Source organism: Burkholderia sp. APQ4-4ca, assembly GCF_057837105.1.
This window is the reverse complement of the sequence record NZ_JBYQCG010000110.1, coordinates 14,540-36,521: the sequence shown is the minus strand read 5'-3', so window position 1 is coordinate 36,521 and position 21,982 is coordinate 14,540. Positions and strand designations below refer to the sequence as shown.

The 21,982-nt window shown below is 66.1% G+C and carries 15 protein-coding genes and 1 tRNA gene; 9 read left to right on the top strand and 7 right to left on the bottom strand.

Annotation, left to right across the window (positions count from 1 at the left end):
- The first annotated feature begins 50 nt into the window (after positions 1-50).
- The 8 genes from AC3IFE_RS13800 to AC3IFE_RS13765 all read left to right on the top strand — a co-directional run bounded on the left by AC3IFE_RS13800 (position 51) and on the right by AC3IFE_RS13765 (position 9,546).
- Entirely contained in the window at positions 51-1,280 is a 1,230-nt protein-coding gene (locus AC3IFE_RS13800; RefSeq protein ID WP_489190865.1) for a BaiN/RdsA family NAD(P)/FAD-dependent oxidoreductase, read from the top strand.
- A gap of 105 nt (positions 1,281-1,385) precedes the next feature.
- Positions 1,386-1,598 (top strand): 30S ribosomal protein S21, encoded by a 213-nt coding sequence (rpsU, locus tag AC3IFE_RS13795; protein ID WP_006479415.1) that lies wholly within the window; start codon positions 1,386-1,388, stop codon positions 1,596-1,598.
- 194 nt (positions 1,599-1,792) lie between these two features.
- Positions 1,793-2,239: a GatB/YqeY domain-containing protein gene (locus tag AC3IFE_RS13790; RefSeq protein WP_050011331.1), complete on the top strand. Its 447-nt coding sequence runs from the start codon at positions 1,793-1,795 to the stop codon at positions 2,237-2,239.
- A 70-nt stretch (positions 2,240-2,309) separates the two neighbouring features.
- Entirely contained in the window at positions 2,310-4,181 is a 1,872-nt protein-coding gene (dnaG, locus tag AC3IFE_RS13785) for a DNA primase (protein ID WP_489190862.1), read from the top strand.
- A gap of 88 nt (positions 4,182-4,269) precedes the next feature.
- Positions 4,270-6,687: an RNA polymerase sigma factor RpoD gene (gene rpoD / locus AC3IFE_RS13780; protein WP_489190861.1), complete on the top strand. Its 2,418-nt coding sequence runs from the start codon at positions 4,270-4,272 to the stop codon at positions 6,685-6,687.
- Between the two features lie 138 nt (positions 6,688-6,825).
- Positions 6,826-6,904, top strand: a tRNA-Ile gene (locus AC3IFE_RS13775).
- A 275-nt stretch (positions 6,905-7,179) separates the two neighbouring features.
- Positions 7,180-8,730, top strand: a complete 1,551-nt coding sequence (locus AC3IFE_RS13770; protein ID WP_489190860.1) for a phospholipase D family protein — start codon at positions 7,180-7,182, stop codon at positions 8,728-8,730.
- Between the two features lie 165 nt (positions 8,731-8,895).
- Positions 8,896-9,546, top strand: a complete 651-nt coding sequence (locus tag AC3IFE_RS13765) for a pyridoxamine 5'-phosphate oxidase family protein (RefSeq protein WP_489190859.1) — start codon at positions 8,896-8,898, stop codon at positions 9,544-9,546.
- A 55-nt stretch (positions 9,547-9,601) separates the two neighbouring features.
- On the opposite strand, the gene AC3IFE_RS13760 is transcribed toward AC3IFE_RS13765, so the two are convergent.
- The 7 genes from AC3IFE_RS13760 to AC3IFE_RS13730 all read right to left on the bottom strand — a co-directional run bounded on the left by AC3IFE_RS13760 (position 9,602) and on the right by AC3IFE_RS13730 (position 21,051).
- Positions 9,602-11,278, bottom strand: coding sequence for a DUF3300 domain-containing protein (locus AC3IFE_RS13760; protein ID WP_489190858.1), 1,677 nt, complete (start codon positions 11,276-11,278; stop codon positions 9,602-9,604).
- Positions 11,279-11,730: 452 nt separating this feature from the next.
- Positions 11,731-13,566, bottom strand: coding sequence for a S53 family peptidase (locus tag AC3IFE_RS13755; protein ID WP_489190857.1), 1,836 nt, complete (start codon positions 13,564-13,566; stop codon positions 11,731-11,733).
- A gap of 819 nt (positions 13,567-14,385) precedes the next feature.
- On the bottom strand, positions 14,386-14,997 hold the full coding sequence (locus AC3IFE_RS13750; protein WP_489190856.1) for an ankyrin repeat domain-containing protein: 612 nt from the start codon (positions 14,995-14,997) through the stop codon (positions 14,386-14,388).
- Between the two features lie 77 nt (positions 14,998-15,074).
- The gene (locus AC3IFE_RS13745; RefSeq protein WP_489190855.1) at positions 15,075-16,610 is read right to left on the bottom strand and encodes a catalase; all 1,536 of its coding nucleotides are present in this window, start codon (positions 16,608-16,610) and stop codon (positions 15,075-15,077) included.
- 236 nt (positions 16,611-16,846) lie between these two features.
- The gene (locus AC3IFE_RS13740; protein WP_489190854.1) at positions 16,847-18,334 is read right to left on the bottom strand and encodes an efflux transporter outer membrane subunit; all 1,488 of its coding nucleotides are present in this window, start codon (positions 18,332-18,334) and stop codon (positions 16,847-16,849) included.
- A gap of 13 nt (positions 18,335-18,347) precedes the next feature.
- Positions 18,348-19,934: an MDR family MFS transporter gene (locus tag AC3IFE_RS13735; protein WP_489190853.1), complete on the bottom strand. Its 1,587-nt coding sequence runs from the start codon at positions 19,932-19,934 to the stop codon at positions 18,348-18,350.
- Entirely contained in the window at positions 19,927-21,051 is a 1,125-nt protein-coding gene (locus AC3IFE_RS13730) for an HlyD family secretion protein (RefSeq protein ID WP_489190852.1), read from the bottom strand. Before AC3IFE_RS13730 ends, AC3IFE_RS13735 begins: the two co-directional genes overlap by 8 nt.
- A 91-nt stretch (positions 21,052-21,142) precedes the next feature.
- On the opposite strand from AC3IFE_RS13730, the gene AC3IFE_RS13725 reads away from it, so the two are divergent.
- Entirely contained in the window at positions 21,143-21,979 is an 837-nt protein-coding gene (locus AC3IFE_RS13725; RefSeq protein ID WP_489190851.1) for a CerR family C-terminal domain-containing protein, read from the top strand.
- Positions 21,980-21,982 lie beyond the last annotated feature (3 nt).

Here is a 21,982-nt window from a genome sequence, read left to right as displayed (position 1 = left end):
GGGGCTCGCGGCCGCCGCGGGCGGCCCGGGCCCGAGGGTGGACAGGTACAATCCGCGCCATGGAAACCTATGACATCGCCGTGATCGGCGCGGGCGCCGCCGGCATGATGAGCGCCGCGGTTGCGGGGCAACTCGGCCGCCGCGTCGTGCTGATCGATCACGCACCGCGGCTCGCCGAGAAAATCCGCATCTCGGGCGGCGGCCGCTGCAACTTCACGAACCTGTACGCCGGGCCCGACAACTACCTGTCGTCGAATCCGCATTTCGCGCGTTCGGCGCTGGCGCGCTATACGCCGCGCGACTTCCTCGGGCTGCTCAAGCGCCATCACGTGAGCTGGCACGAAAAGCACAAGGGCCAGCTCTTTTGCGATCACGGCAGCGACGCGATCATCGACGTGCTGAAGCACGAGTGCGACGCGGGCGGCATTGCGTGGCGCCGGCCCGTCGTCGTCGACGCGGTGCGCCATGCGCCGGCCGGCGGCTTCACGCTCGACACGCAGCAGGCCGGCCCGATCGGCGCGCGCGCGCTGATCGTCGCGACCGGCGGCCTGTCGATCCCGAAGATCGGCGCGACCGACTTCGGCTACCGGCTCGCGAAGCAGTTCGGCCACAAGCTCGTCGATATGCGGCCCGCGCTCGTGCCGCTGACGTTCGCGCCGCAGGACTGGGCGCCGTTCGCGGCGCTGTCCGGCGTGTCGCTCGAAGTGCGCGTATCGACCGGCGACAAAAAACGCGGTGGCGAATTCGTCGAGGACCTGCTGCTGACCCATCGCGGGCTGTCCGGGCCGGGCATCCTGCAGATCTCGAGCTACTGGCAGCCCGGCGATCCGATCCGCATCGACCTGCTGCCGCAGCGCGACACGGTGGCCGACCTGCTCGACGCGAAACGCACGTCGAAGCGCCAGATCGGTTCGCTGCTCGCGGAGTGGGTGCCGTCGCGCCTCGCGCATGCGTGGCTCGATACGCATCGCGTCGCGGCCGACGCGCGGCTCGCGGATCTGCCCGACAAGACGCTGCGCCAGATCGGCGACGCGCTGTCCGGCTGGACGCTGACGCCGAACGGCACCGAAGGCTACAAGAAGGCCGAAGTGACGAAGGGCGGGGTCGATACGCGGGAGCTGTCGTCGGCGACGATGATGAGCGCGCGCGTGCCCGGGCTGTTCTTCGTCGGCGAGGCGGTGGACGTGACGGGCTGGCTGGGCGGCTACAATTTCCAGTGGGCGTGGGCGTCCGGCACGGCGGCCGGGCAGGCCGCGGCCGAGTACGCGCGAGGCGCCTGACGCGCCGGCCGGCGACGTTCCGGCGGGGATGGGGTCCGTGCCTTTGACCCATCGCTCTGCTATACTCGGTAGTCTTTCCCTGCAAACCTTTATTCGTGTCGGATCATGACGATCATTCGCGTTAAAGAGAACGAGCCGTTCGAAGTTGCAATGCGTCGCTTCAAGCGCACGATCGAGAAGAACGGTCTGTTGACCGAGCTTCGTGCGCGTGAGTTTTACGAGAAGCCGACCGCAGAACGCAAACGTAAGAAGGCCGCTGCGGTGAAGCGTCATTACAAGCGTATTCGCAGCCAGACGCTGCCGAAGAAACTGTACTGAACGATTGGGCGCCGCGCGGTTCGCTGAGCGGCGCACCGGCGACTCCGTGCGATCGGGTGCGGTCGCGCAGCCGATCAGGCGGCGAGTCGCCGATGCCGGATTCGAGCAACCCGCTTGAGACACTGTCCCAAGCGGGTTTTTGTGTTGACGCCCGTTCGCGGGCGTCGGATTCACGTTTCCATCCCGGGTGAAAGATGAGTTTGAAAGAGCAGATCAGCGAAGACATGAAGGCCGCGATGCGCGCGAAGGAAAGCGAGCGCCTGGCAACGATTCGCCTGCTGATGGCCGCGATCAAGCAGCGCGAAGTCGACGACCGGGTCACGCTCGACGACGCGGGCATCACGGCCGTGATCGACAAGATGATCAAGCAGCGCAAGGATTCGATCAGCCAGTTCCAGGCGGCCGGCCGTGACGATCTGGTCGCGAAGGAGCAGGCCGAGCTGGCCGTGCTGGGCGGCTACATGCCCGCGCAGCTGTCGGACGCCGAAGTGGCGGCCGAGGTCCAGGCGGCGGTCGCGCAAACCGGCGCAGCCGGTCCGCAGGACATGGGCAAGGTGATGGGCGTGCTGAAGGGCAAGCTCGCCGGCCGTGCCGACATGACGGCCGTTTCCGCGCAGGTCAAGGCCGCGCTCACGAAGTAAAACCCGTTCCCGGCGCGCCCAGCGATGCGTGCGCCGGGCGTCGTATTGTCTTTTTTCGCTCGATCCCACGGTGATTCCGCATTCGTTCCTGCAGGATTTGCTGAACCGCGTCGATATCGTCGACGTGGTGGGCCGGTACGTGCAGCTCAAGAAGGGCGGCGCCAACTTCATGGGGCTGTGCCCGTTCCATAACGAGAAGAGTCCGTCGTTTACCGTCAGCCCGACCAAGCAGTTCTATCACTGCTTCGGTTGCGGTGCGCACGGCACGGCGATCGGCTTCCTGATGGAACACGCGGGGCTCACGTTCCCGGAAGCCGTGCAGGAACTCGCGCAATCCGTCGGGCTGACCGTGCCGCACGAGCCGTCGATGCGCGGTGGCGGCGGAGGCGGTGGCGGCGACTATCCGGCGCCCGTGTCGAAATCGGTGGCGACCGCGCTGTCCGATGCGATGACGGCCGCGTGCGACTACTACCGCAAGCAGTTGCGCGGCGCGACCGTCGCGATCCAGTACCTGAAGAACCGGGGCCTGACCGGCGAGATCGCCGCGCGCTTCGGTCTCGGCTATGCGCCGGACGGCTGGCAGAACCTCGAAGCCGCGTTCCCCGACTATCGCGACGAATCGCTCGTCGAGGCGGGGCTCGTGATCGTCAGCGAGAAAACCGACGCGCAGGGCGTCGCGCGCCGCTACGACCGGTTCCGCGAGCGGATCATGTTCCCGATCCGCAACGTGAAGGGGCAGGTGATCGGTTTCGGCGGCCGCGTGCTCGGCAGCGGCGAGCCGAAGTATCTGAACTCACCGGAAACGCCGCTGTTCAACAAGGGCAGCGAGCTGTACGGGCTGTTCGAGGCGCGCCTCGCGATTCGCGAGCGCAAGTACGTGCTGGTCGTCGAAGGCTACATGGACGTCGTCGCGCTCGCGCAGCTCGGCTTTCCGAACGCGGTCGCGACGCTCGGCACCGCGTGCACGCCGATTCACGTGCAAAAACTGCTGCGCCAGACCGACACGGTCATTTTCAGTTTCGACGGCGATTCGGCCGGGCGGCGCGCGGCCCGGCGCGCGCTCGAGGCCTGCCTGCCGCATGCGGGCGACAACCGCACGATCCGGTTCCTTTTTCTGCCGACCGAGCACGATCCGGACAGCTACGTGCGCGAGTTCGGCGCGGATGCGTTCTCCGAGCAGGTCGAACGCGCGATGCCGCTGTCGCAATTTCTGTTGAACGAAGCAATTGCCGGCAAGGCGCTCGATCAGCCGGAAGGCCGCGCGAAGGCGCTGTTCGATGCGAAGCCGCTGTTGCAGGCGCTGCCCGCGAACGCGTTGCGCGCGCAGATCATGCATATGTTCGCCGATCGCCTCGATATCCCGTTCGAAGAGGTCGCTGCGCTGTCCGACGTCGATACGCGCATCGCGACGCCGCCGCGGCAGGCGCCCGCGCGCAGCGAGCGGCGCCGCGTGACGGACAGCGAAAAGCGCGCGTTGCGTACGCTGGTGATGCATCCGCGCGTCGCATCGCAGCTCGACGACGAACAGATTGCGACCCTGCGCGCGCTGCCGCGCATCGGCGAGCTGTTCGCGGAAGTCGTCGATCATGCGCGTGCGCTGGGCGACGGCGCGGAGTTCCGGCTGCTGTCGGATGTCCTGAGGACGTCCTCGAATGGGGCGACTTACGAGGAAATCTTCCGCGAAATTCTGGACTATGATGAAAACGTCCGCGATTTGCTGTTACAGAATCCGGAAGACGAGACGGTGCCCGAGCGGCAGCGTGAGCAGGAGCGGATTGCGGGGGAGGAGCTGCAGGCAGCGGTGCTCAAGATGCGCTATGACGCTTGCTGCGACCGGCTGGACAGGCTGGCGCGGCAATCCACCTTCACCCCCGAGGAATTGGCCGAATTGACGGACTTGAACCAGCAGCGAACCGACATGAAGCGTCGGCTCGGGCTGTAGGCGGCCGGGGCGCTTAGAGAGGGCTCCCCAGCATGCTATAATATAAGGTTTCCAGCGGTTTGTTTTCCAAGCAGAGGCGAGAATCGCGATGGCAAAGACGACAGGCGGAAAGAAAGCAGCAGGCAAGGGCTCGACGGAGCCGACCAAGAAGGTCACAGCGGCCAAGTCTGCTTCTTCCGCCAGGACAACGTCTTCAGCCACGTCAGCCCCTGCAGGAAAGAAAACCGCGGCCGGCACTGCTCAGGCTGCGCCGGCGCCGGCAGCCAGAACACGGGCTGCCGCGAGACCCGACTCCGGGCCGGCCAAGCCGGCGGCGAAGCGGGCAAGTGCGAAAAGCGCAAGGGACACGACTGCCGACGCGGACGAAACGGCAGTACGTACTACTCATGCACCCACGGTTCAACCGGCTGTCGTCCAGCAGCCGCGAGTCGATATAGCCGGTACGGCGAACTCCATGACCAAAAAGCTGAACGAAGTATCCGTCGAAGACGACGCAAATCAGAGCGACGAGCAGCCCGCAGCCGCGGCTGCACCGGGCAAGTCCAAGGTGCGCGATCGTCGCGCCAAGGAAAAGGCGCTGCTGAAGGAAGCGTTCGCGACGAGCACGCCGGGCACGGCCGAGGAGCTCGAAGAGCGCCGCGTGAAGCTGCGCGCGCTGATCAAGCTCGGCAAGGAGCGCGGCTTCCTCACGTACGCCGAAATCAACGACCACCTGCCGGACAACTTCACCGAGACGGAAGCCCTCGAGGGCATCATCGGCACGTTCAACGACATGGGCGTGGCGGTTTACGAGCAGGCGCCGGACGCGGAAACGCTGCTCTTGAACGACAACGCGCCCGCCGCGTCGTCGGACGACGAAGTCGAGGAGGAAGCGGAAGTCGCGCTGTCCACCGTCGATTCGGAATTCGGCCGCACGACCGATCCGGTCCGGATGTACATGCGCGAGATGGGCACGGTCGAGCTGCTCACGCGCGAAGGCGAAATCGAGATCGCGAAGCGGATCGAGGACGGCCTGCGCCACATGGTGATGGCCATCTCCGCGTGCCCGACGACGATTGCCGACATCCTCGCGATGGCCGAACGCGTCGCGAACGAAGAGATCCGCGTCGACGAGCTCGTCGACGGCCTGCTCGATCCGAATGCTTCGGACTCCGCCGATACGGACGGTTTCTCCGCGAAGGAAGCGGAAGCCATCGAGAACGAGGACGAGGAAGCCGAAGAGGAAGAGGAAGAAGAGGAAGAGGAGGAAGACGACGGTGCCGCGCAGGCATCGGCCAACGCCGCCCAACTCGAAGCCCTCAAGCGTGCGTCGCTCGAGAAGTTCTCGCAGATCAGCGAGTGGTTCGACAAGATGCGCCGCGCGTTCGAAAAGGAAGGCTACAAGTCGAAGGCCTACCTGAAGGCGCAGGAAACGATCCAGAGCGAGCTGATGACGATCCGCTTCACCGCGCGTACCGTCGAACGCCTGTGCGACACGCTGCGTGCGCAGGTGGACGAAGTGCGTCAGGTCGAGCGTCAGATCCTGCACATCGTCGTCGACAAGTGCGGCATGCCGCGCTCGGAATTCATCGCGCGCTTCCCGGGCAGCGAGACCGATCTCGACTGGGCCGAGAAGATCACGGCCGAAGGCCATTCGTACAGTGCGGTGCTGTCGCGTAACGTTCCGGCGATCCGCGAACAGCAGCAGCGCCTGCTCGACCTGCAGGCGCGCGTCGTGCTGCCGCTGAAGGACCTGAAGGAAACCAACCGCCAGATGGCGGCCGGCGAACTGAAGGCACGTCAGGCGAAGCGTGAAATGACCGAGGCGAACCTGCGTCTCGTGATCTCGATCGCGAAGAAGTACACGAACCGCGGCCTGCAGTTCCTCGACCTGATCCAGGAAGGCAACATCGGCCTGATGAAGGCGGTGGACAAGTTCGAATACCGTCGCGGCTACAAGTTCTCGACCTATGCGACGTGGTGGATCCGTCAGGCCATCACGCGCTCGATCGCCGACCAGGCGCGCACGATCCGTATTCCGGTTCACATGATCGAAACGATCAACAAGATGAACCGCATCTCGCGGCAGATCCTGCAGGAAACCGGTCTCGAGCCGGATCCGGCCACGCTCGCCGAGAAGATGGAGATGCCGGAAGACAAGATCCGCAAGATCATGAAGATCGCGAAGGAGCCGATCTCGATGGAAACGCCGATCGGCGACGACGACGATTCCCATCTCGGCGACTTCATCGAGGACACCAACACGGTCGCGCCGGCGGATGCCGCGCTGCATGCGAGCATGCGCGACGTCGTGAAGGACGTGCTCGATTCGCTGACGCCGCGCGAGGCGAAGGTGCTGCGGATGCGCTTCGGTATCGAGATGAGCACCGATCACACGCTCGAGGAAGTCGGCAAGCAGTTCGACGTCACGCGCGAGCGGATCCGTCAGATCGAGGCCAAGGCGCTGCGCAAACTGCGTCACCCGAGCCGTTCCGACAAGCTGAAGTCGTTCCTCGAAGGGAACTGATTTCCGGCGTCTCTGCCACGAACGCCGCCGGTATCCGCATGATGCCGGTGGCGTTCGTTCCCTTTGTCGTCTTTGTTGTTACAATGCCGGCCCGGCCTCGTTGCCGGGGTGGCGTGTAGCACGCCTTGCTTCTCGTCTGGGCCCCTAGCTCATGCTTGGTTAGAGCAGCGAACTCATAATTCGTTGGTGCCGGGTTCGACTCCCGGGGGGCCCACCAGATTCGCTTCCACGGTTGTCCGCGGAAGCCGCGAAACCCGCGATGCCGCATGACGTCGCGGGTTTTTCTTTGGCGCACCGGCGCCGCCTGTCGCATCTTCGCCACCGCGGAAACACGGAAAGCGTGCCGCCCCGATATCAATCGAAGTATGCTGTAGCGCGATCCGGTCGCACGCGGCTCCGTAGCGCGCACCGTGGAGCCGCGCCGCGCTCCGTCCGGCAGCCCAGCCAGAACAAACACAATCCGACTTCGCCCGACAGTGGGGGGCGGCCAACATGATCATGCTGCGTTCGTGGAGTGCGATTCTGTCGTTGCTGATGCTTGTCGCATGCGCGAGCCTGCCGCCGCTGGCTGATCGCGCACCGACGCATGCATTCGCCGATACCGACGACACGCGCCTCGGCGTGGCATTTCGCCAGCAGGCTGCCGCGCATCCGGGGCAGGACGCGTTTCATTTGCTGACCGATCCGGTCGACGCGCTGGACGCGCGCGTGTTGCTCGCCGACCGCGCCGACCGCTCGCTGGACCTTCAGTACTACATCTGGCACGACGACCTGACCGGGCACCAACTGGCCGACGCGATCATGCGTGCGGCCGATCGCGGCGTGCGCGTGCGCGCGCTGCTCGACGATCTCGGCACCAACGCGGACGACCGCAAGCTGCTCGAGATCAGCGCGCATCCGAACATCGAGATCCGGCTGTTCAATCCGGTGGCCACGCGCCGGTTCAAGAAGATCGGCACCGTGTTCGAGTTCTCGCGCGTCAACCGGCGCATGCACAACAAGGCGATGATCGCGGACAACCAGGCGGCGATCGTCGGCGGCCGCAATATCGGCGACGAATATTTCGGCGCATCGTCGATGCTGGAATTCGGCGATCTCGACGTCGTCGTCCACGGCCCTGTCGTGAAGGACATCTCGACCGAATTCGATACGTTCTGGAATTCGCCGTATGCGTATCCGGTCGATACGCTGGTCGGGCACGAGGCGGCGCCGGGCGGCCTCGACCACGAGCGCGAACGGTTGCGCGACTACCTGAGAGAGATGGAAGACAATCCGTACGTGCTCGAGGCCCGCCAGCGGCTCGACCGGATCGTCCACGGGCAGGGCACGGAATTGTCGTGGGGGCATGCGACGGTGCTGTACGACGATCCGTCGAAGATCGCGCACCCGCCGAAGGACCGCGACGGGCACCTGATGCCGCAGTTGCGTGCGCTTGCGTTGCAGCCGCAGCACGACCTGCTGATCGTGTCGCCGTATTTCGTGCCGGGCAAGGACGCCGTCGAGCGGCTGCGCGCGCTCGTGGCGCGCGGCGTGCGCGTGACGGTGCTGACCAATTCGCTCGCGTCGACCGACGTGGCGGCCGTACATGCCGGCTACCGGCGCTATCGAAGCGAACTCGTGAACGCAGGCGTGCGGCTTTACGAGCGCCGGCCCTCGGGCGACAAGAGCATTTCGAAGCAGGTCATCATCGGCTCGTCGCGCGCGTCGCTGCATGCGAAGACCTACGTGTTCGATCACACGAGCATCTTCATCGGATCGATGAATCTCGATCCGCGCTCGCTGAACCTCAATACGGAGATCGGCCTTTACTGCGAGAGCCCTGCGATTGCGTCGCAGGTGGCCAACGATCTGGAATCGCGGCTCGACCGGATCGCGTGGCGTGTCGAAGCCAGAACCGATCCCGCGGGCGAAGGGCGGCTCAAGTGGGTTCAGACCGATGCGGACGGGAAAGTCACCGAAATCGATCACGAGCCGGAGGTGTCCGCCGGGCGGCGGATGGAAGTGTGGTTCCTCGGGCTGTTTCCGATCGAATCGCAACTGTGAGCGGTGCTCAGCGCCGCACATGGCCGGCGAGCGGCGCGACTAGCCACTTTCGATGTGCGTGTATTTGGCTCGATTCGGCGAGCAACTGTCGATGGGCTAGGCAATCGCGTGCTCACGCCGGGATACTGCACGATACCGATACAATTAATTTTGCAGTACAGATATATGAATGAACAGACCACGCTCTCTTCCACACCACGCACGACCATTCGCCGCCTGCCTGAACTGGCGAGTCACGATCGCACGATGCTCTACCGCATCGTGGACGACGCGTACGTCTGTCACGTCGCGTTCGGCGACGGGCAGAACACCCACTGCATCCCGACCGCGCACTGGAGGACGGGCGACGTGCTCTATATCCACGGGTCCAACGGCAGCCGGATGATCAAGGCGCTGTCGGCGGGCGCGCAGGCGTGCGTCGCCATAACGCTGCTGGATGGTCTCGTGCTGGCCAGGGCCGCCTTCAACCATTCGATGAATTATCGGTCCGCGGTGATCTACGGGCAGTTCGACATGATCGAAGGCAGCGCGGAAAAACTCGCCGCGCTGGATGCGTTGATGGACAAGATCGCGCCAGGCCGCAAGCACGAAGCGCGGCCGGGCAATTCGAAGGAAATCAATGCGACGAGCGTGCTGCGGATTTCGATGGCGGAAGCGGCCGTGAAAATCAGCGATTCGCTGCCGTCCGACAAGGAAGAGGATCTCGGGCTGGCGGTGTGGGCCGGGATCCTGCCGCTGAAGACGGCACGTGGCGCACCGGTTCATGCGGGCGGCAACGTGCCGGTGCCGGACTATGTCCGGAACTGGGCCGATTGAATGGCATGACGGGCCGTATCGCGCCCGCATGGCCGAGATGCCGGCGCGTCGTGCGTTAACCCGGCCGATGTTCGCGCGACTCGTGTTGCGGGTGCGACTCGGCCGGATGCGACGTGTGCGCATGCTCGGGCGCCGCTTGCCGAGGCTGCGGTGACGCATGTTCGTGTGGTGGCGCTTCGGGGTGCGGCTGCATCTCCTTGCGTTGTTGCTGTTGGGCCGCCTCGCTCCGCTGTTGCTGCTGAGCCTCGTTACGTTGCTGCGCTTCCATGCGCTGCTGTTGTTGTTGCACTTCGTTGCGTTGCTGCGCCTGAGCGCGTGCCTGCTGCTGCGCGGCATTGCGTTGCTGTATTTCTTCGCGCTGCCGGGCTGCGTCGCGTTGCTGCATGTCCTCGCGTTGCCGTTGTTGCTGCGCCACGCGAGTTTCCTGCGCGGCCCGCTCGCGTTGCATCGCCTGCTGCCGCTCGTCGTGCGTCGCACCGGGCGGATGCGACGCGGGCGCCTCGGCATGCGGCGCATTCGCGCGATTCTGCGCGAATGCTTCGGGCGCTGGTCGCGCACCGGGGCGCGCGTCGTTTGCAACGAAGTGCGGCATCGTCATCGGCGCGGCGCCCGGATGCCGCGCCATGGCCTGGCCATGCATCGGCTCCGCGCCCGGCCGGATCGTATTGCGCTCGATCGTCGCGCTATTGTTGGTGACGTTGCCGCCGTAGTTGTTCGTGATGCGTGTGTTGCGGATGTTCGTGATGTTGTTGATCACCGTGGTCGACTTCGTCACGTACGTGGTGTGGTTGTACACCACGGCCGGGCGCTGCCAGCCGCCGTGCCATGCCGGGCCTTCCGGGCGCGGCGCGCCCCAGTTCACGCCCCATGCATGCCAGCCCCAGTCGTGATGCCCGAAGATCGCGGCGCCGACGGCGACGCCGACGCCGAACGTGATCAGGCCGGCCGTGACGATCTCGCCGGTGTTGTAGGCGGGCGGCCGATACACGTAGCCGGGATAGGACGAAACCGGCTCGCCGTAGACGACGGCCGGGTTGTACGACGGCACGTACACGACATCGGGCTGCGCGGGCTCGATCGCGATCGCCTGTTCGGGCGGCGGCACGATCGCCGGCCCGCTGTAGACCACCGGTGCGTCGGTGGCCGGCGTGTAGCCTGCCGGCGCAGCCTGCGCGACTTGCGTGACACGCATCTGGCCGCTGGAGCGAAGATGGCCGGACTTCTGCGCGCGCTGGCGCATCACCTGGATCGCATTCATCACGTCGGTCGGATCGTTGTAGTACGCCTGTCCGAGCGAGGTGGTCCAGGCCTGGTTCGACGCCATTTGCGACAGCACCGCGGGGAACGCGGTCAGCGCCTTGACGGACGGGTCCCACGGTTGTGCATCGGCGGCGGTCGCTAGCGCCTGGCCCTTCAACGACGGATTTTGCGTCACCCATGTATTCGCGGCGGTTATCTGGTCCGGATAGGTTGCGCCCGCCAGCACCAATGCGACCAGCTTGTCGGGGAACAGCGCGATCGGCGCGACCATTTGATAGAGCTGGTCGGCGCTCGGCGGCGTGTACGCGACGGGCGTCGACGCGGGCTGGGCCGCCGAGGCGGCGTTCGCATCGCTGGCCGGCGCGGCGGTGCTGCCGTCGTCGTGCTTGCAGGCCGACAGGCCGAGCAGCGACACGATGACGGACGACGCGATCAGCGTCCTGACGGGGCGGTGTGCACGTGTGTGGTTCATGTTGTTCGTTCTGTGTGATGGCAGCGTTGGCAGGCACGCGGGCCGCGCGATCGACTTGAACACCGTGTTGCGGACGTCCGCGCAGATTCCGGTGGCATTGGCCGGATCGGGCGGCTGGATCGTGTTCGCATGGTGGTTGGCCCGCGACGAATCGATACCTTTAGTTAAACGCACGATATGCACGGAAGTTGTCGCGGTGTTGTGTAACAGTGTGTACCTTGCAGTGCGTAAGCAGGCAGGCGGGCGCGCGGTAACCCACATGAAAGTTGTTTGCGCAACGATTGCAAGGTTGGGGCGCGCGTGTCGCTCGCCGCGCGTGGCGACTGGGTGCTGAATGCAGAAACCCGCGATGGCTTCGCAGCCTTCGCGGGTTTATTCAACGCGATGGGTGGGGTGCGGCCCCGGCGCGCGTGATACGTCGCGCTCCCGCCCCCGGTTCTGTCAGCGATTCATCAGCGTGCGAAATCCGATGTGCTCTGGATGAACGCGTTCAGCTTCGAGATGTTCACGCTGCCGAAGCCCGTCGTCGCATCCCAGCCGGCCTTCGCCTTGTAGCCGTAAGTGCCGCTGCCGTTGTTGCCGGACGTGACGTCGTGCAGCAGCGCCGCGTTGGTCGGGAAGTACTTGTAGATGCTCGACGCCGGGAACCCGAGCGCATTGTTGTTGGCCGACTGCAGCCGCGCCCAGATGCCGGTGAAGATCGGCGCGGCGAGGCTCGTGCCGCCTTCGTTGTTCAGATAGCCCGAGCCCCACAGCGTGTCGGACGTCTGGCCGTTCACGACGAGAATCGCACCCGTGCGCAGGTCGGCGTCGAAGCCGACGTCGGGCAGCGCGCGCTTGGTCGAGCCGGTGAGGGTGGACGACTGCCACGTCGGCGCGGTCTCGTACTTGCTGTACCCGCCGCCCGTCGACCACACGGTGCCCGGCTGCCAGCTCGGATCGTTCCAGACGATTTCGCTGTTGTACGCATTGGTCGACGTATTGGTGAACAGCGTCGTGCCGCCGACCGCGACCACGTACGGCGACGTGGCCGGCTCGCTCACCGTGTAGGTCGAGCGCGACGGCGTGCCGCTCGCGCATTCGTACGCGCCGTGGTCGCCGGCGGAAACCGAGAAGGTTTGCCCTTGCGCGACCGCCTGCTTGAAGATGGTGTCGTCGGTCGCCTGCGAGCCGGTGCTGTTCGCGGACGATTCGCACACGCCGAGCGATACGTTGATCACCTTCGCGACGTTGTCGGTCACGGCCTTGTTGTAGGCGGCCGTGATCGCGGTGAGCGTCATCGACGGCGCGACGTAGAACACGACCTGCTTCACGCTGCCGCCGGCCGCGCCGACGATCGACTGGCTGTCGAGGTTCCACTCGACGGTGCCGTCGGTGTCGGTGTACGAACTGCCGGACGGGCCCGTCTTCACGATGCTGCTGCTGATCGTACCGAGGCCGTTGTTCGCGGCGAACGTATTGAGGTCGCTCACCGTCTGCGACAGGTCGCCTTCGGAGATGATGCCGACCGTGGTCTGCGAGGCCGTCGGCGTGCCGTCGCCGCCGTAGATCGACGAGAACTCGGTCGGATTGTGCGGCACCGCCGACGCGCCGGCCGGGATCGTCAGGTTGCTGGTGTTGCCTTGCGGTTTGCTGCCCGCGCCCGTATGCACGAGCTCGACGTTCTGCAGGCCGAGCACCGAGCCGACGACGTTGCCGATCGCATTCGGCACCTGCGCGGCGTCGGTGTTCGCATAGACGCTGCGACCGTTGCGCGTGAAGCGCTTGAGGGTCGTGCGGAACGCGGCCTGGACGGTTGCCGCGGTGCCGGACGCGGAGACCAGCAGCCGGTTCGGTGCGACCACGATATTCACGAAGCCGGCCTTGCGCAGGTGGGCGACGACGGACGCGACCTGCTGGTCGGTCGGTGCGTATTGCGCGGCGAATTGCGCAGGCGTGAGGAACTGCCGGTAGTGCGGCGAGCCGGGCGTATGCAGGTCGCGCAGGTATTGGTCGAGCTGGGCCTCGTTGCGCAGGTTCAGCCCGAGCACGATGTCCACCGATTCACCGGGCGCCATGTCGATGGCCGAGGCGGCAGCGGCGGCCGTGCTCGCGGCGGGCGCGCCGGTCGTGCCGGCTTCGTTCTGCTGCACGAGCGGCAGGAACCCTTTGGTGCGCGTTTCCGTCCAGCCGGCCGCAGGCGCGGCATGGGCGGCCGCCATGCCGAACGAAGCGGCGGCTGCGGCGACGGCGAGTGCGAGATTGACGGTGCGAATGTGCTTTTGTTTCTTGTTTGCAACCTGATTCATTTGAATTACCCCTCCGGTTGAACAACGAACGGCACGAACAACAACGGTCGACGGCGGTGCGGGTCATGCACCGCCGTTTTCTGTCGCATGCAGGCGGATGGCACGGACGCGACAGGGCCTTTCGCCCGATCCGGAAAGTGGTTTTTCTCCGGGGGCGAAATACGGAAAACGCGGTAACGGGAAAGGCTGCACCGCAGGGCGGGGCAGTCGCGCCGGAGTCGGCGCGGGCGGGATTGCTAGAGCAACAGCTTCGTTATCCTGCTCATTTGATTCGATCCTTCGGCCCGCTGCCGGATGGCAGCCGTCCAGTGAAATGCATCGGGATGCTGCACGCGCCGGCGAGCGAACGAGTCATTCGGCAGCGCGTACTTCGGTGCAGCGGAAGCGAAAAAACGTGGAGCGGAATCGATTGCGTGGCGGGCAATCCGTCGGATTGCTTGCATCGGACGGTATCAAGAACGAAAGTACGGTGTCAAACTTTTTTTGATTATATGAAACAATATTAAATCGAATAAGACGCAATGATTTTGAAAGATCGGCGGCATTTTGTAATGTTCGAAACCGGCATGACAGGTAATGCAGAAAGCGACTCGCCGATCCTTTCCGATGCGTATTGAAACGGCCGTTCGTTATCGAGGAAACGTTCGAATCGCCGGGGCTCGTCGGCGCCAGCCGAACCATCCGACGAGGCGGCGCGCCAGCAACTGGCCGGCGACGACGGGGCCGCTGGGCACACGCGTGGGGGGACACGGCGCCTCGCGCGATCGGCGACGCCGATCGGGTCAGCGAATGGGGCGCTCGATTCGACGCGCAGGCGCGCTACGGTTTGGCGCCGGCATTGCGCAGGGCGTCCGCGGCATACGTGTTGTCGTGCGTCAGCGCGAGCTGAAGCAGCGATTGGCCGCGCCGGTCGACATGGTTCGGATTCGCGCCATGCGCGACGAGCAGTGGAATCAGCTCGAAGCGGTTGAACAGCGTCGCGAACCCCAGCGCGGTTTCGCCGGCGCCGTTCGTCTGGTCGATCGGGCAGCGCGTGTCGATCAGGCGCCGCGCGATGTCGGGTTCGTTCCGGAACAGCGCGCCCATCAGCGCGGTGTTGCCGTGACGATCGCCGATGCACGCATCCGCGCCCGCCGACAACAGGTAGTCGAGCGCCGCGGGCTGGCCGTCGTACGACGCGAGGATCACGGCCGTATAGCCGTGGCTGTCGGTCGCGTCGACCGGATAGCCGGCGTCATGCAGCGCGCGGAGGATATCGACGCGGCCGACGCGCGCGGCGTCGAACCAGTCGTCGTCATAGCGGTGCAGCGCGGCAGGGTCGGCCTTGCCGTACGTCGGCTGGTCGGGCAGGTGCGCGCAGCCGGCGAGTGCAGTCAGCGCGAGCGCCGCCGCGGCCGCGCGAATCGCGTGGGTGAAGCGTTCGGATCGCATGGGGAAGTCCTGATGAAAGGGGCGGGCCGACGTGCGCGGCGGGAGCGCACACGTCGGCGGCGACCGGCGTCGCGAGATCAGTTGTCGCCCAGCTTCGCCGCGAGCGACTGCACTTGCTGGACGTTCGCGTGAACGGCCTGTGCGAGGCGCGTGCCGTAGTCGGCGTCGGCCTTGTAGAAGTACGACAGCATCGCGTATTGGTTCTGCGCGTTCTTCACCTGGCCGAGGTCGCCGGACAGCGCGGTGACGAGGTCGTCCTTGTCCTGCTGCGACAGGCTGCGGTAGTACTCGCCCGCCTGACGGAACGGCAGCTTCTTGCGGATCGCTTCCTGCTGCGTCGTGCCGCTGAGCGCCATGCGGACCGACTTGTACTGCGGATCCTGCGCGAGTTCGTTCAGCGTCGACGGCTCGTAATTCACCTCGCCCTTGCGGTCGCCGGCATTCATCTTGCCGTCCTGGTTGTTGTTGACCACCGGCACGACCGGGCGGTTGATCGGCAGGTCCATGTAGTTCGCGCCGAGCCGGTACATCTGCGTGTCGGCGTACGCGAACAGGCGATCCTGCAGCATCCGGTCTTCGGACGGCTCGATCCCCGGCACGAGCCGCGACGGCGCGAACGCCGATTCCTCGGTCGACTGGAAGTAGTTGTCGGGCACGCGGTTGAGCGTCATCGTGCCGATCTTGCGTTCAGGCACGCCGGTCCACACCTTCGTGTCGTCGAGCGCGTCGAAGTCGAAGCGGTTCAGGTCCTTCGGCGTGAGCACCTGCACGTACAGGTCCCACTTCGGGAAATCGCCCCGTTTCAGCGCGCCGTACAGGTCGTTCGTCATCAGGTTCCAGTCGCGGCCGATCGATGCGGCGATTTCTTGCGGACGCAGACCGTGCACGCCTTGCTGGCTCTTCCAGTGGAACTTCACGTAGTGCACCTCGCCTTGCGCATTGACGAACTTGAACGCATGCACCGCGAAGCCGTCCATGTGACGATACGAATCGGGCATGCCCTCGTCCGTGTACAGCCGCGTCAGCATGTGGGTCGCTTCGGGCGTGTGCGCGAAGAAGTCGAACGCGAGGTTCGGGTCCTGCACGCCGGTCACGGCGCTCGGCTTGTTCGCGTGCACGAAGTCGGGGAACTTGATGCCGTCGCGAATGAAGAACACCGGCCAGTTGATGCCGACCATGTCCCAGTTGCCTTGCTGCGTATAGAACTTCACCGCGAAGCCGCGCGGGTCGCGTGCCTGCTCCGGCGAGCCGCGATAGCCCATCACGGTGGAGAAGCGCACGAACACCGGCGTGCGGGTGCCCGGCGTGAAGACTTTCGCCTTCGTCAGGTCGGAGATGTCGGCGCTCGGCACGAACTCGCCGAAGGCGCCGGTGCCGCGCGCATGCACGACGCGTTCCGGAATGCGCTCGCGATCGAAGCGCTGCAGCTTCTCGATGAGCGCGGAATCCTGCAGCAGCACCGGGCCGGCGGGGCCGGCCGTCTGCGAATTCTGGTTGTCGCCGACAGGCGCGCCGGTGTCGCGCGTGAGTTCGGCGGCGTACGGAGAGGCGGACAGTGCGACGCAGATCGCGGCGACTGCGTGCCGCAGCACGCGATGGGAAGATGAGGACATGACGATGGAACTCCTTGAATCCGATCGGTGGTGGGGAAGCCGACTGAATTAGAAGATATCGTCAGACGATTGGCTAATTGAAATTCGATATGTTTTCGATAGCCGCGGCGTCGATGCGGCGCGAGCCTGCTCGTCGCGCAGGGAACGCAGCAGTATTGTTGCGCGCGCAATGAGTGATGGCCGAATTGTTTCGACGAGCATGACGCATCGGTCGTGCATGATTTGTGGCCGCGCCGTCAACCGGCGTTTGCCTGCCATCCGAGCCCGAGGCTCTTCTGCACCGACACGTAATCCTTGATCAGTTCGGCCTGCCCGGCGATCACGTTCTGCTGCGTGGCGAGCGCTTCGCGTTGCGTGTCGAGCAGGTCGATCATCGACGCGACGCCTGCGCGATAGCGCTGGTCCATCAGTGCGCGCGAATGCACGGCCGACGTCTGCACCTTCGTCAACGCGACGACGTGCTCGCGCTGATGCCCGTAACGCTGCAGTGCAGTGTTGGCATCCTGCAAGGCACCGAGCACGGCCTTTTGATAATTCGCTTCCGCTTCGTCGCGTGATGCTTCGGCCGCGCGCACCGCACCGCGCGTGCGTCCGAAATCGAGAATGTTCCATTGCAGATACGGCGCGCCGACCCACGTGAAATTCTGCTTGCGGAACAGGTGGCCGGGGTCGGTCGCGCTGAAGCCGAGATCGCCGAGCAACGTTACCTTCGGGAAATAGTCGGCGATATGCTCGCCAATCTGCGCATTGCTCGACGCGAGCCGGCGTTCGGCCGCACGGATGTCGGGGCGTTGCTTGAGCAGCGTGGCCGGATCGCCGATGGCGACGCTGCCGGGCAGCGTCGGCAATGCGGCGTCCGGTGCCGACAGCGCGGCGTCGAGCGCGCCGGGCGCGCGGCCCGTCAGGATCGCGAGCCGGTCGAGCGATTCGGTCACCTGGGCATCGAGCGGGATCAGCGACGCGCGCGTGTTCTCGACCTGCGTCGTCAGCCGCTCGATGTCCGCATCGGCCGCGACGCCGCGCGCGCGGCGCTGCTGCGTGAGTTCGAGCATCTGCTGTTGCAATTGCGCGGTGCGTCGCGACAACGCAAGTCGTTGCTGCTGGTCGCGCAGGTCGACGTACGCATTCGCGACTTCGGCCGCGATCGACACCTGCGTGTCGGCGAGATCGGCGTCGACGGCCTCGGCCTGCGCGGATGCGGCTTCGACCGCGCGGCGCGTGCCGCCGAACAGGTCGATTTCCCAGGTCGCGTCGAAGCCCGCCGAATAGAGTTGCAGCGGCCCCGAGCCGCCGAGCGACGGCGACGTGCCGCTCGATTGGCCGGAGCCGTTCGACGGCAACAGCGAGCCGAGCGCGCTGACGTCCGGTTCGCGCATGCGGATGGCGGCGACGGTGGCCGACGATTTCGGCAGCTGCGCCGCGCGCTGTTGCGAAAGCTGCGCACGCGCCGCGCGCAAGCGGGCCTGTGCCGCGTGCAGATCGGGGTTGTACACGAGCGCGGCGACGATCAGCTCGTCGAGCTGGCGATCGTTCAGCGCGTGCCACCACGCGCTCGGTGCAGGCGCGGCGGTGTCGACGCCGGTGGCCGGCGCACGCACGAAGGTCGGCGCATCCGGTGCGGCGGGCGCGCCGCGATAGTCGGGGCCGACCGTGCAGCCGGCGAGCAGGCACGCGGCCGCGCACAGGGTGAGCGCGGGGCGGCGGGGCAGGGAAAAGGATTTCATCGCGTATGACGGGTCAATGGCCGGACGACATCGGTTGCGGCCCGCGCGGCGTTCTCAGCAGCAGCGCGAGCGGCACGCAGGCGAGCAGCGCGAGGCCCAGCAGATAGAAGGTTTCGGAGTAGGTCATCACGACGGCCTGGATCTGGATCTGCTGCGCCAGCTGGCCGAGCGCGCGCATGTTCGAATACGCGAGATCGCCGGTGTGCGCGAACCAGTTGACCGCATAGGCCGACAGGCGGTCCTGGCCGATCAGCGAATTCGCGGTCACCGATTCGCGCAGCGCGGCCGTATGGAAGGTCGTGCGCCGGTCGATCACGGTGCCGATGATCGCGAGCCCGATCGAGCCGCCGAGGTTGCGCGCCATGTTGTAGAGCCCGGCCGCATCGCCGGAGTCTTCGCGGGCCACGGCCGCCATCGACGCCTGGTTCAACGGCATCATCGCGAGCATCTGCGCGAGGCCGCGGATCAGTTGCGACCACACGAAATCGTGGCCCACGCTCTGCGCGGTCAGGCTGATGTCGAGCATGCAACTCAGGCAGAACAGCAGCAACCCCGTGATCACGAGGATGCGGAAATCGACCTTGCCGAGCAGGCGCGGCAGGATCGGCATCACGAGAAAGGCCGGCAGCCCCGACAGCAGCATGATCGCGCCGGCCTGTTCCGCGTTGTAGCCGGCGACGATCGCGAGAAACTGCGGCAGCAGGTAGGACACGCCGTACAGCCCGGCGCCGACCGCGGACACGATCACGATCACGCTCGCGTAGCGCGGGTTGCGCATCAGCGACAGCCGCATGATCGGCCGCTTCGCGAAGCGCTGCGACAGCGCGATCAGGACCATCCCGACGAACGACACGACGCTCAGCGTGACGATCATCTGCGATTCGAACCAGCGTTCGCGCTGGCCTTCCTCGAGCACGACGGTCAGCGAGCTCAGGCCGATCGCGAGGCCGAAGATGCCGAGCCAGTCCGCGTTGAAGAACGCGCTCCATTGCGGGCGGTCCGACGGCAGGCCGAACACCAGCAGCGCCATCAGCAGCAGACACACGGGCAGGTTCAGGAAGAAGCACCAGCTCCAGTTCACGTTTTCCGCGAGCCAGCCGCCGAGCACCGGGCCGAACAGCGGCCCGAGCAGCACGATCAGGCCGAACAGCGTCATCCCGACCGGCAACTGCGACAGCGGCAGGCGCGTGCGGATGATCGTCTGCGCGGTAGGGATCAGCGCGCCGCCGGTGAAGCCCTGGCCGATCCGGCCGGCGATCATCATCGGCAGCGAATGCGACCAGCCGCACATCATCGAGAACGCGATGAACAGCGCGGAGTTCGTCAGCAGGAAATTGCGTAGCCCGAACACGCGCGTGAGCCACGCGGCGAGCGGAATCATCACGATTTCCGACATCAGGTAGCCGGTCGAGATCCACGTGCCTTCGGTGCCGGTCGCGCCGATTTCGCCCTGGATCTGCGGCAGCGCGGAGTTCGTGATCGAGATGTCGAGCGTCGCCATCAGCGCGCCGAGCGCGCCGGCCGCGACCGCGATCCAGTCGGTCACGCTCGCGCGGCCTTCGTGCGGCGGCATGGGTATCGTGGCGGGCGTATCAGCCATGATGCTGCTCGTCGCGGGCCGAGCGCGTATCGACGTCGACCGTCACCGACAGCCCGGGCAACAGCATGCGTTGCGCGCGGGCGTTCGCGGCGAGGCGGATGCGCACCGGCACGCGCTGGACGATCTTCGTGAAGTTGCCGGTCGCGTTCTCCGGCGGCAGCAGCGCGAACTGCGCGCCGGTGCCGGGCGCGAAGCTGTCGACGACGCCGGACAGCGGGCCGTCCGGCAGCGCGTCCACATGCAGCTCGACGGGCTGGCCGATGCGCATGTTGCCGATTTGCGTTTCCTTGAAGTTCGCGACGAGATAGACCGCGTCGACCGGCACGACGGTCAGCAGGCGCGTGCCGGGCTGCACGTATTGCCCGACGCGCACCGTGCGATCGCCGACGCGGCCCGCGAGCGTGCTGCGCACGATCGTGTTGTCGAGGTCGAGCTGCGCCTGCGCGGCGCTGGCCTGCGCGGCCTCGAGCTGCGCGCGCGCCTGCTGGAGCTGCGCGGTGAACGACGCGATCTGCGTGCGGGCGGCGGCGATCGACGCGTTGTTCGCGGCGAGCGTCGCGAGCGCCTGGTCGCGCGTGCTTTTCAGGTCGGCCACGCGTTCGTGCGTTTCGGCGCCGGTCGCCGCGAGCGGCGCATAGCGCGTGTATTCGTCGCCCGCGTGCTGCGCGTTGATGCGCGACACCTTGGCCTGCGCGTCGGCCTGGTCGAGATTCGCGCGCTGCTGGCTGATGTCGGCCTCGGCGCGCGCGATATCGGCGCGGCGGGCGTCGACGGTAGCCTGCGCTTGCGCGAGCGCCACCTGGTACTGGCGGACGTCGAGCCGCACGAGCGGATCGCCGGCCTTCACGGGCTGGTTGTCGCGCACGTAGACGTCGGTCACGTAGCCGGCGACCTTCGGCGCGGCGGTCATGCTGTCGGCCTGCAGGTACGCGTCGTTGGTGCTTTCGATGAAGCGGCCGACCGTCCACCAGCGGCCGAGCCACACCGCGCCGCCGACGGCCGCGAGCACGGCGACCACGAGCAGGATGCGCCGCCTCGTTCCGCCGTTGCCGCTGCGGGGCATTGTTCCGTTTTCCTGACGATCTGCTTTCTGTGGCGGGTCTTGTGGCGTCGACATGCGGGATCCAATTTATTCCAAGTGGAATAATTATTCCAGTTGATAAAATTGTGTCAAGTAGAATGTCGATCGAGCGAATGACGAGGAAGGCATGAACGAAGCGAAGAAGCTGCGCCGCACGTCGGCGGGCGGCTACGCGCGCGGCGACGAAACGCGCCAGCGGATCATCGAGGCGGCGATCGAACTGTTCGGCGAACGCGGGTTCGCGGGCGCGTCGACGCGCGAGATCGCCGCGATGGCAGGCGTGAACGCGCCAGCGCTCCAGTATTACTTCGAGAACAAGGAAGGCGTGTACCGCGCGTGCGTCGAGACGATCGCGGAGACCGGCTGGCAGGTATTCGCGCCGGCGGTCGGCCATGCGCGGGCGATGCTCGACGCCCACGCGAGCGTCGACGCGCTGATCGACGCATTCATCGGGCTGCTGCGTGCGCTGTCGGACCGGATGTTCACCGCGCCGAAGACGATGAACCAGCGGATGTTCTTCGCGCGCGAGCAGGGCGGCCAGGAACCGGCGAGCGCGAGCGAAATCCTGATGACGCGCATGCGCAAGCCGCTGAACGACGTGAGCGCCGAGCTGATCGGCCGCATCTCCGGGCGGCCGGCCGACGATCCCGTCACGCGATTGCGCGCGCTGAGCCTGTTCGGCCAGATCACGGTGTTCCACATCGCGCAGCGTTCGGCGCTGCATTTGCTCGAATGGGACGCGTTCGAGGGCGAGCGCGCGGCGCTGGTGACCGACACGATTGCCGACCAGACGCGCGTGCTGCTCGAGCAATGGCATGCGCAGCGCGATGCGGGTGCCACTGGCCGGGAATCCGCGCCGAAGCGCGGGCAGGGTGCCGCGGCGAAACAACGTGCGGCGAAGCCGAGGGCCGCGCCGCCCGCCGCGAAAAGCACGGCGCGCGTGAAGAAGCCTGCCGCCCGTTGAGCG

What these genes read in the sequence shown, in the direction of transcription:
- rpsU (WP_006479415.1), top strand. Translation starts at nt 1,386, where the DNA reads ATGACGATCATTCGCGTTAAAGAGAACGAGCCGTTCGAAGTTGCAATG.
- AC3IFE_RS13790 (WP_050011331.1), top strand. Translation starts at nt 1,793, where the DNA reads ATGAGTTTGAAAGAGCAGATCAGCGAAGACATGAAGGCCGCGATGCGC.
- rpoD (WP_489190861.1), top strand. Translation starts at nt 4,270, where the DNA reads ATGGCAAAGACGACAGGCGGAAAGAAAGCAGCAGGCAAGGGCTCGACG.
- AC3IFE_RS13770 (WP_489190860.1), top strand. Translation starts at nt 7,180, where the DNA reads ATGATCATGCTGCGTTCGTGGAGTGCGATTCTGTCGTTGCTGATGCTT.
- AC3IFE_RS13765 (WP_489190859.1), top strand. Translation starts at nt 8,896, where the DNA reads ATGAATGAACAGACCACGCTCTCTTCCACACCACGCACGACCATTCGC.
- AC3IFE_RS13760 (WP_489190858.1), bottom strand. Translation starts at nt 11,278, where the DNA reads ATGAACCACACACGTGCACACCGCCCCGTCAGGACGCTGATCGCGTCG.
- AC3IFE_RS13755 (WP_489190857.1), bottom strand. Translation starts at nt 13,566, where the DNA reads ATGAATCAGGTTGCAAACAAGAAACAAAAGCACATTCGCACCGTCAAT.
- AC3IFE_RS13750 (WP_489190856.1), bottom strand. Translation starts at nt 14,997, where the DNA reads ATGCGATCCGAACGCTTCACCCACGCGATTCGCGCGGCCGCGGCGGCG.
- AC3IFE_RS13745 (WP_489190855.1), bottom strand. Translation starts at nt 16,610, where the DNA reads ATGTCCTCATCTTCCCATCGCGTGCTGCGGCACGCAGTCGCCGCGATC.
- AC3IFE_RS13740 (WP_489190854.1), bottom strand. Translation starts at nt 18,334, where the DNA reads ATGAAATCCTTTTCCCTGCCCCGCCGCCCCGCGCTCACCCTGTGCGCG.
- AC3IFE_RS13735 (WP_489190853.1), bottom strand. Translation starts at nt 19,934, where the DNA reads ATGGCTGATACGCCCGCCACGATACCCATGCCGCCGCACGAAGGCCGC.
- AC3IFE_RS13730 (WP_489190852.1), bottom strand. Translation starts at nt 21,051, where the DNA reads ATGTCGACGCCACAAGACCCGCCACAGAAAGCAGATCGTCAGGAAAAC.
- AC3IFE_RS13725 (WP_489190851.1), top strand. Translation starts at nt 21,143, where the DNA reads ATGAACGAAGCGAAGAAGCTGCGCCGCACGTCGGCGGGCGGCTACGCG.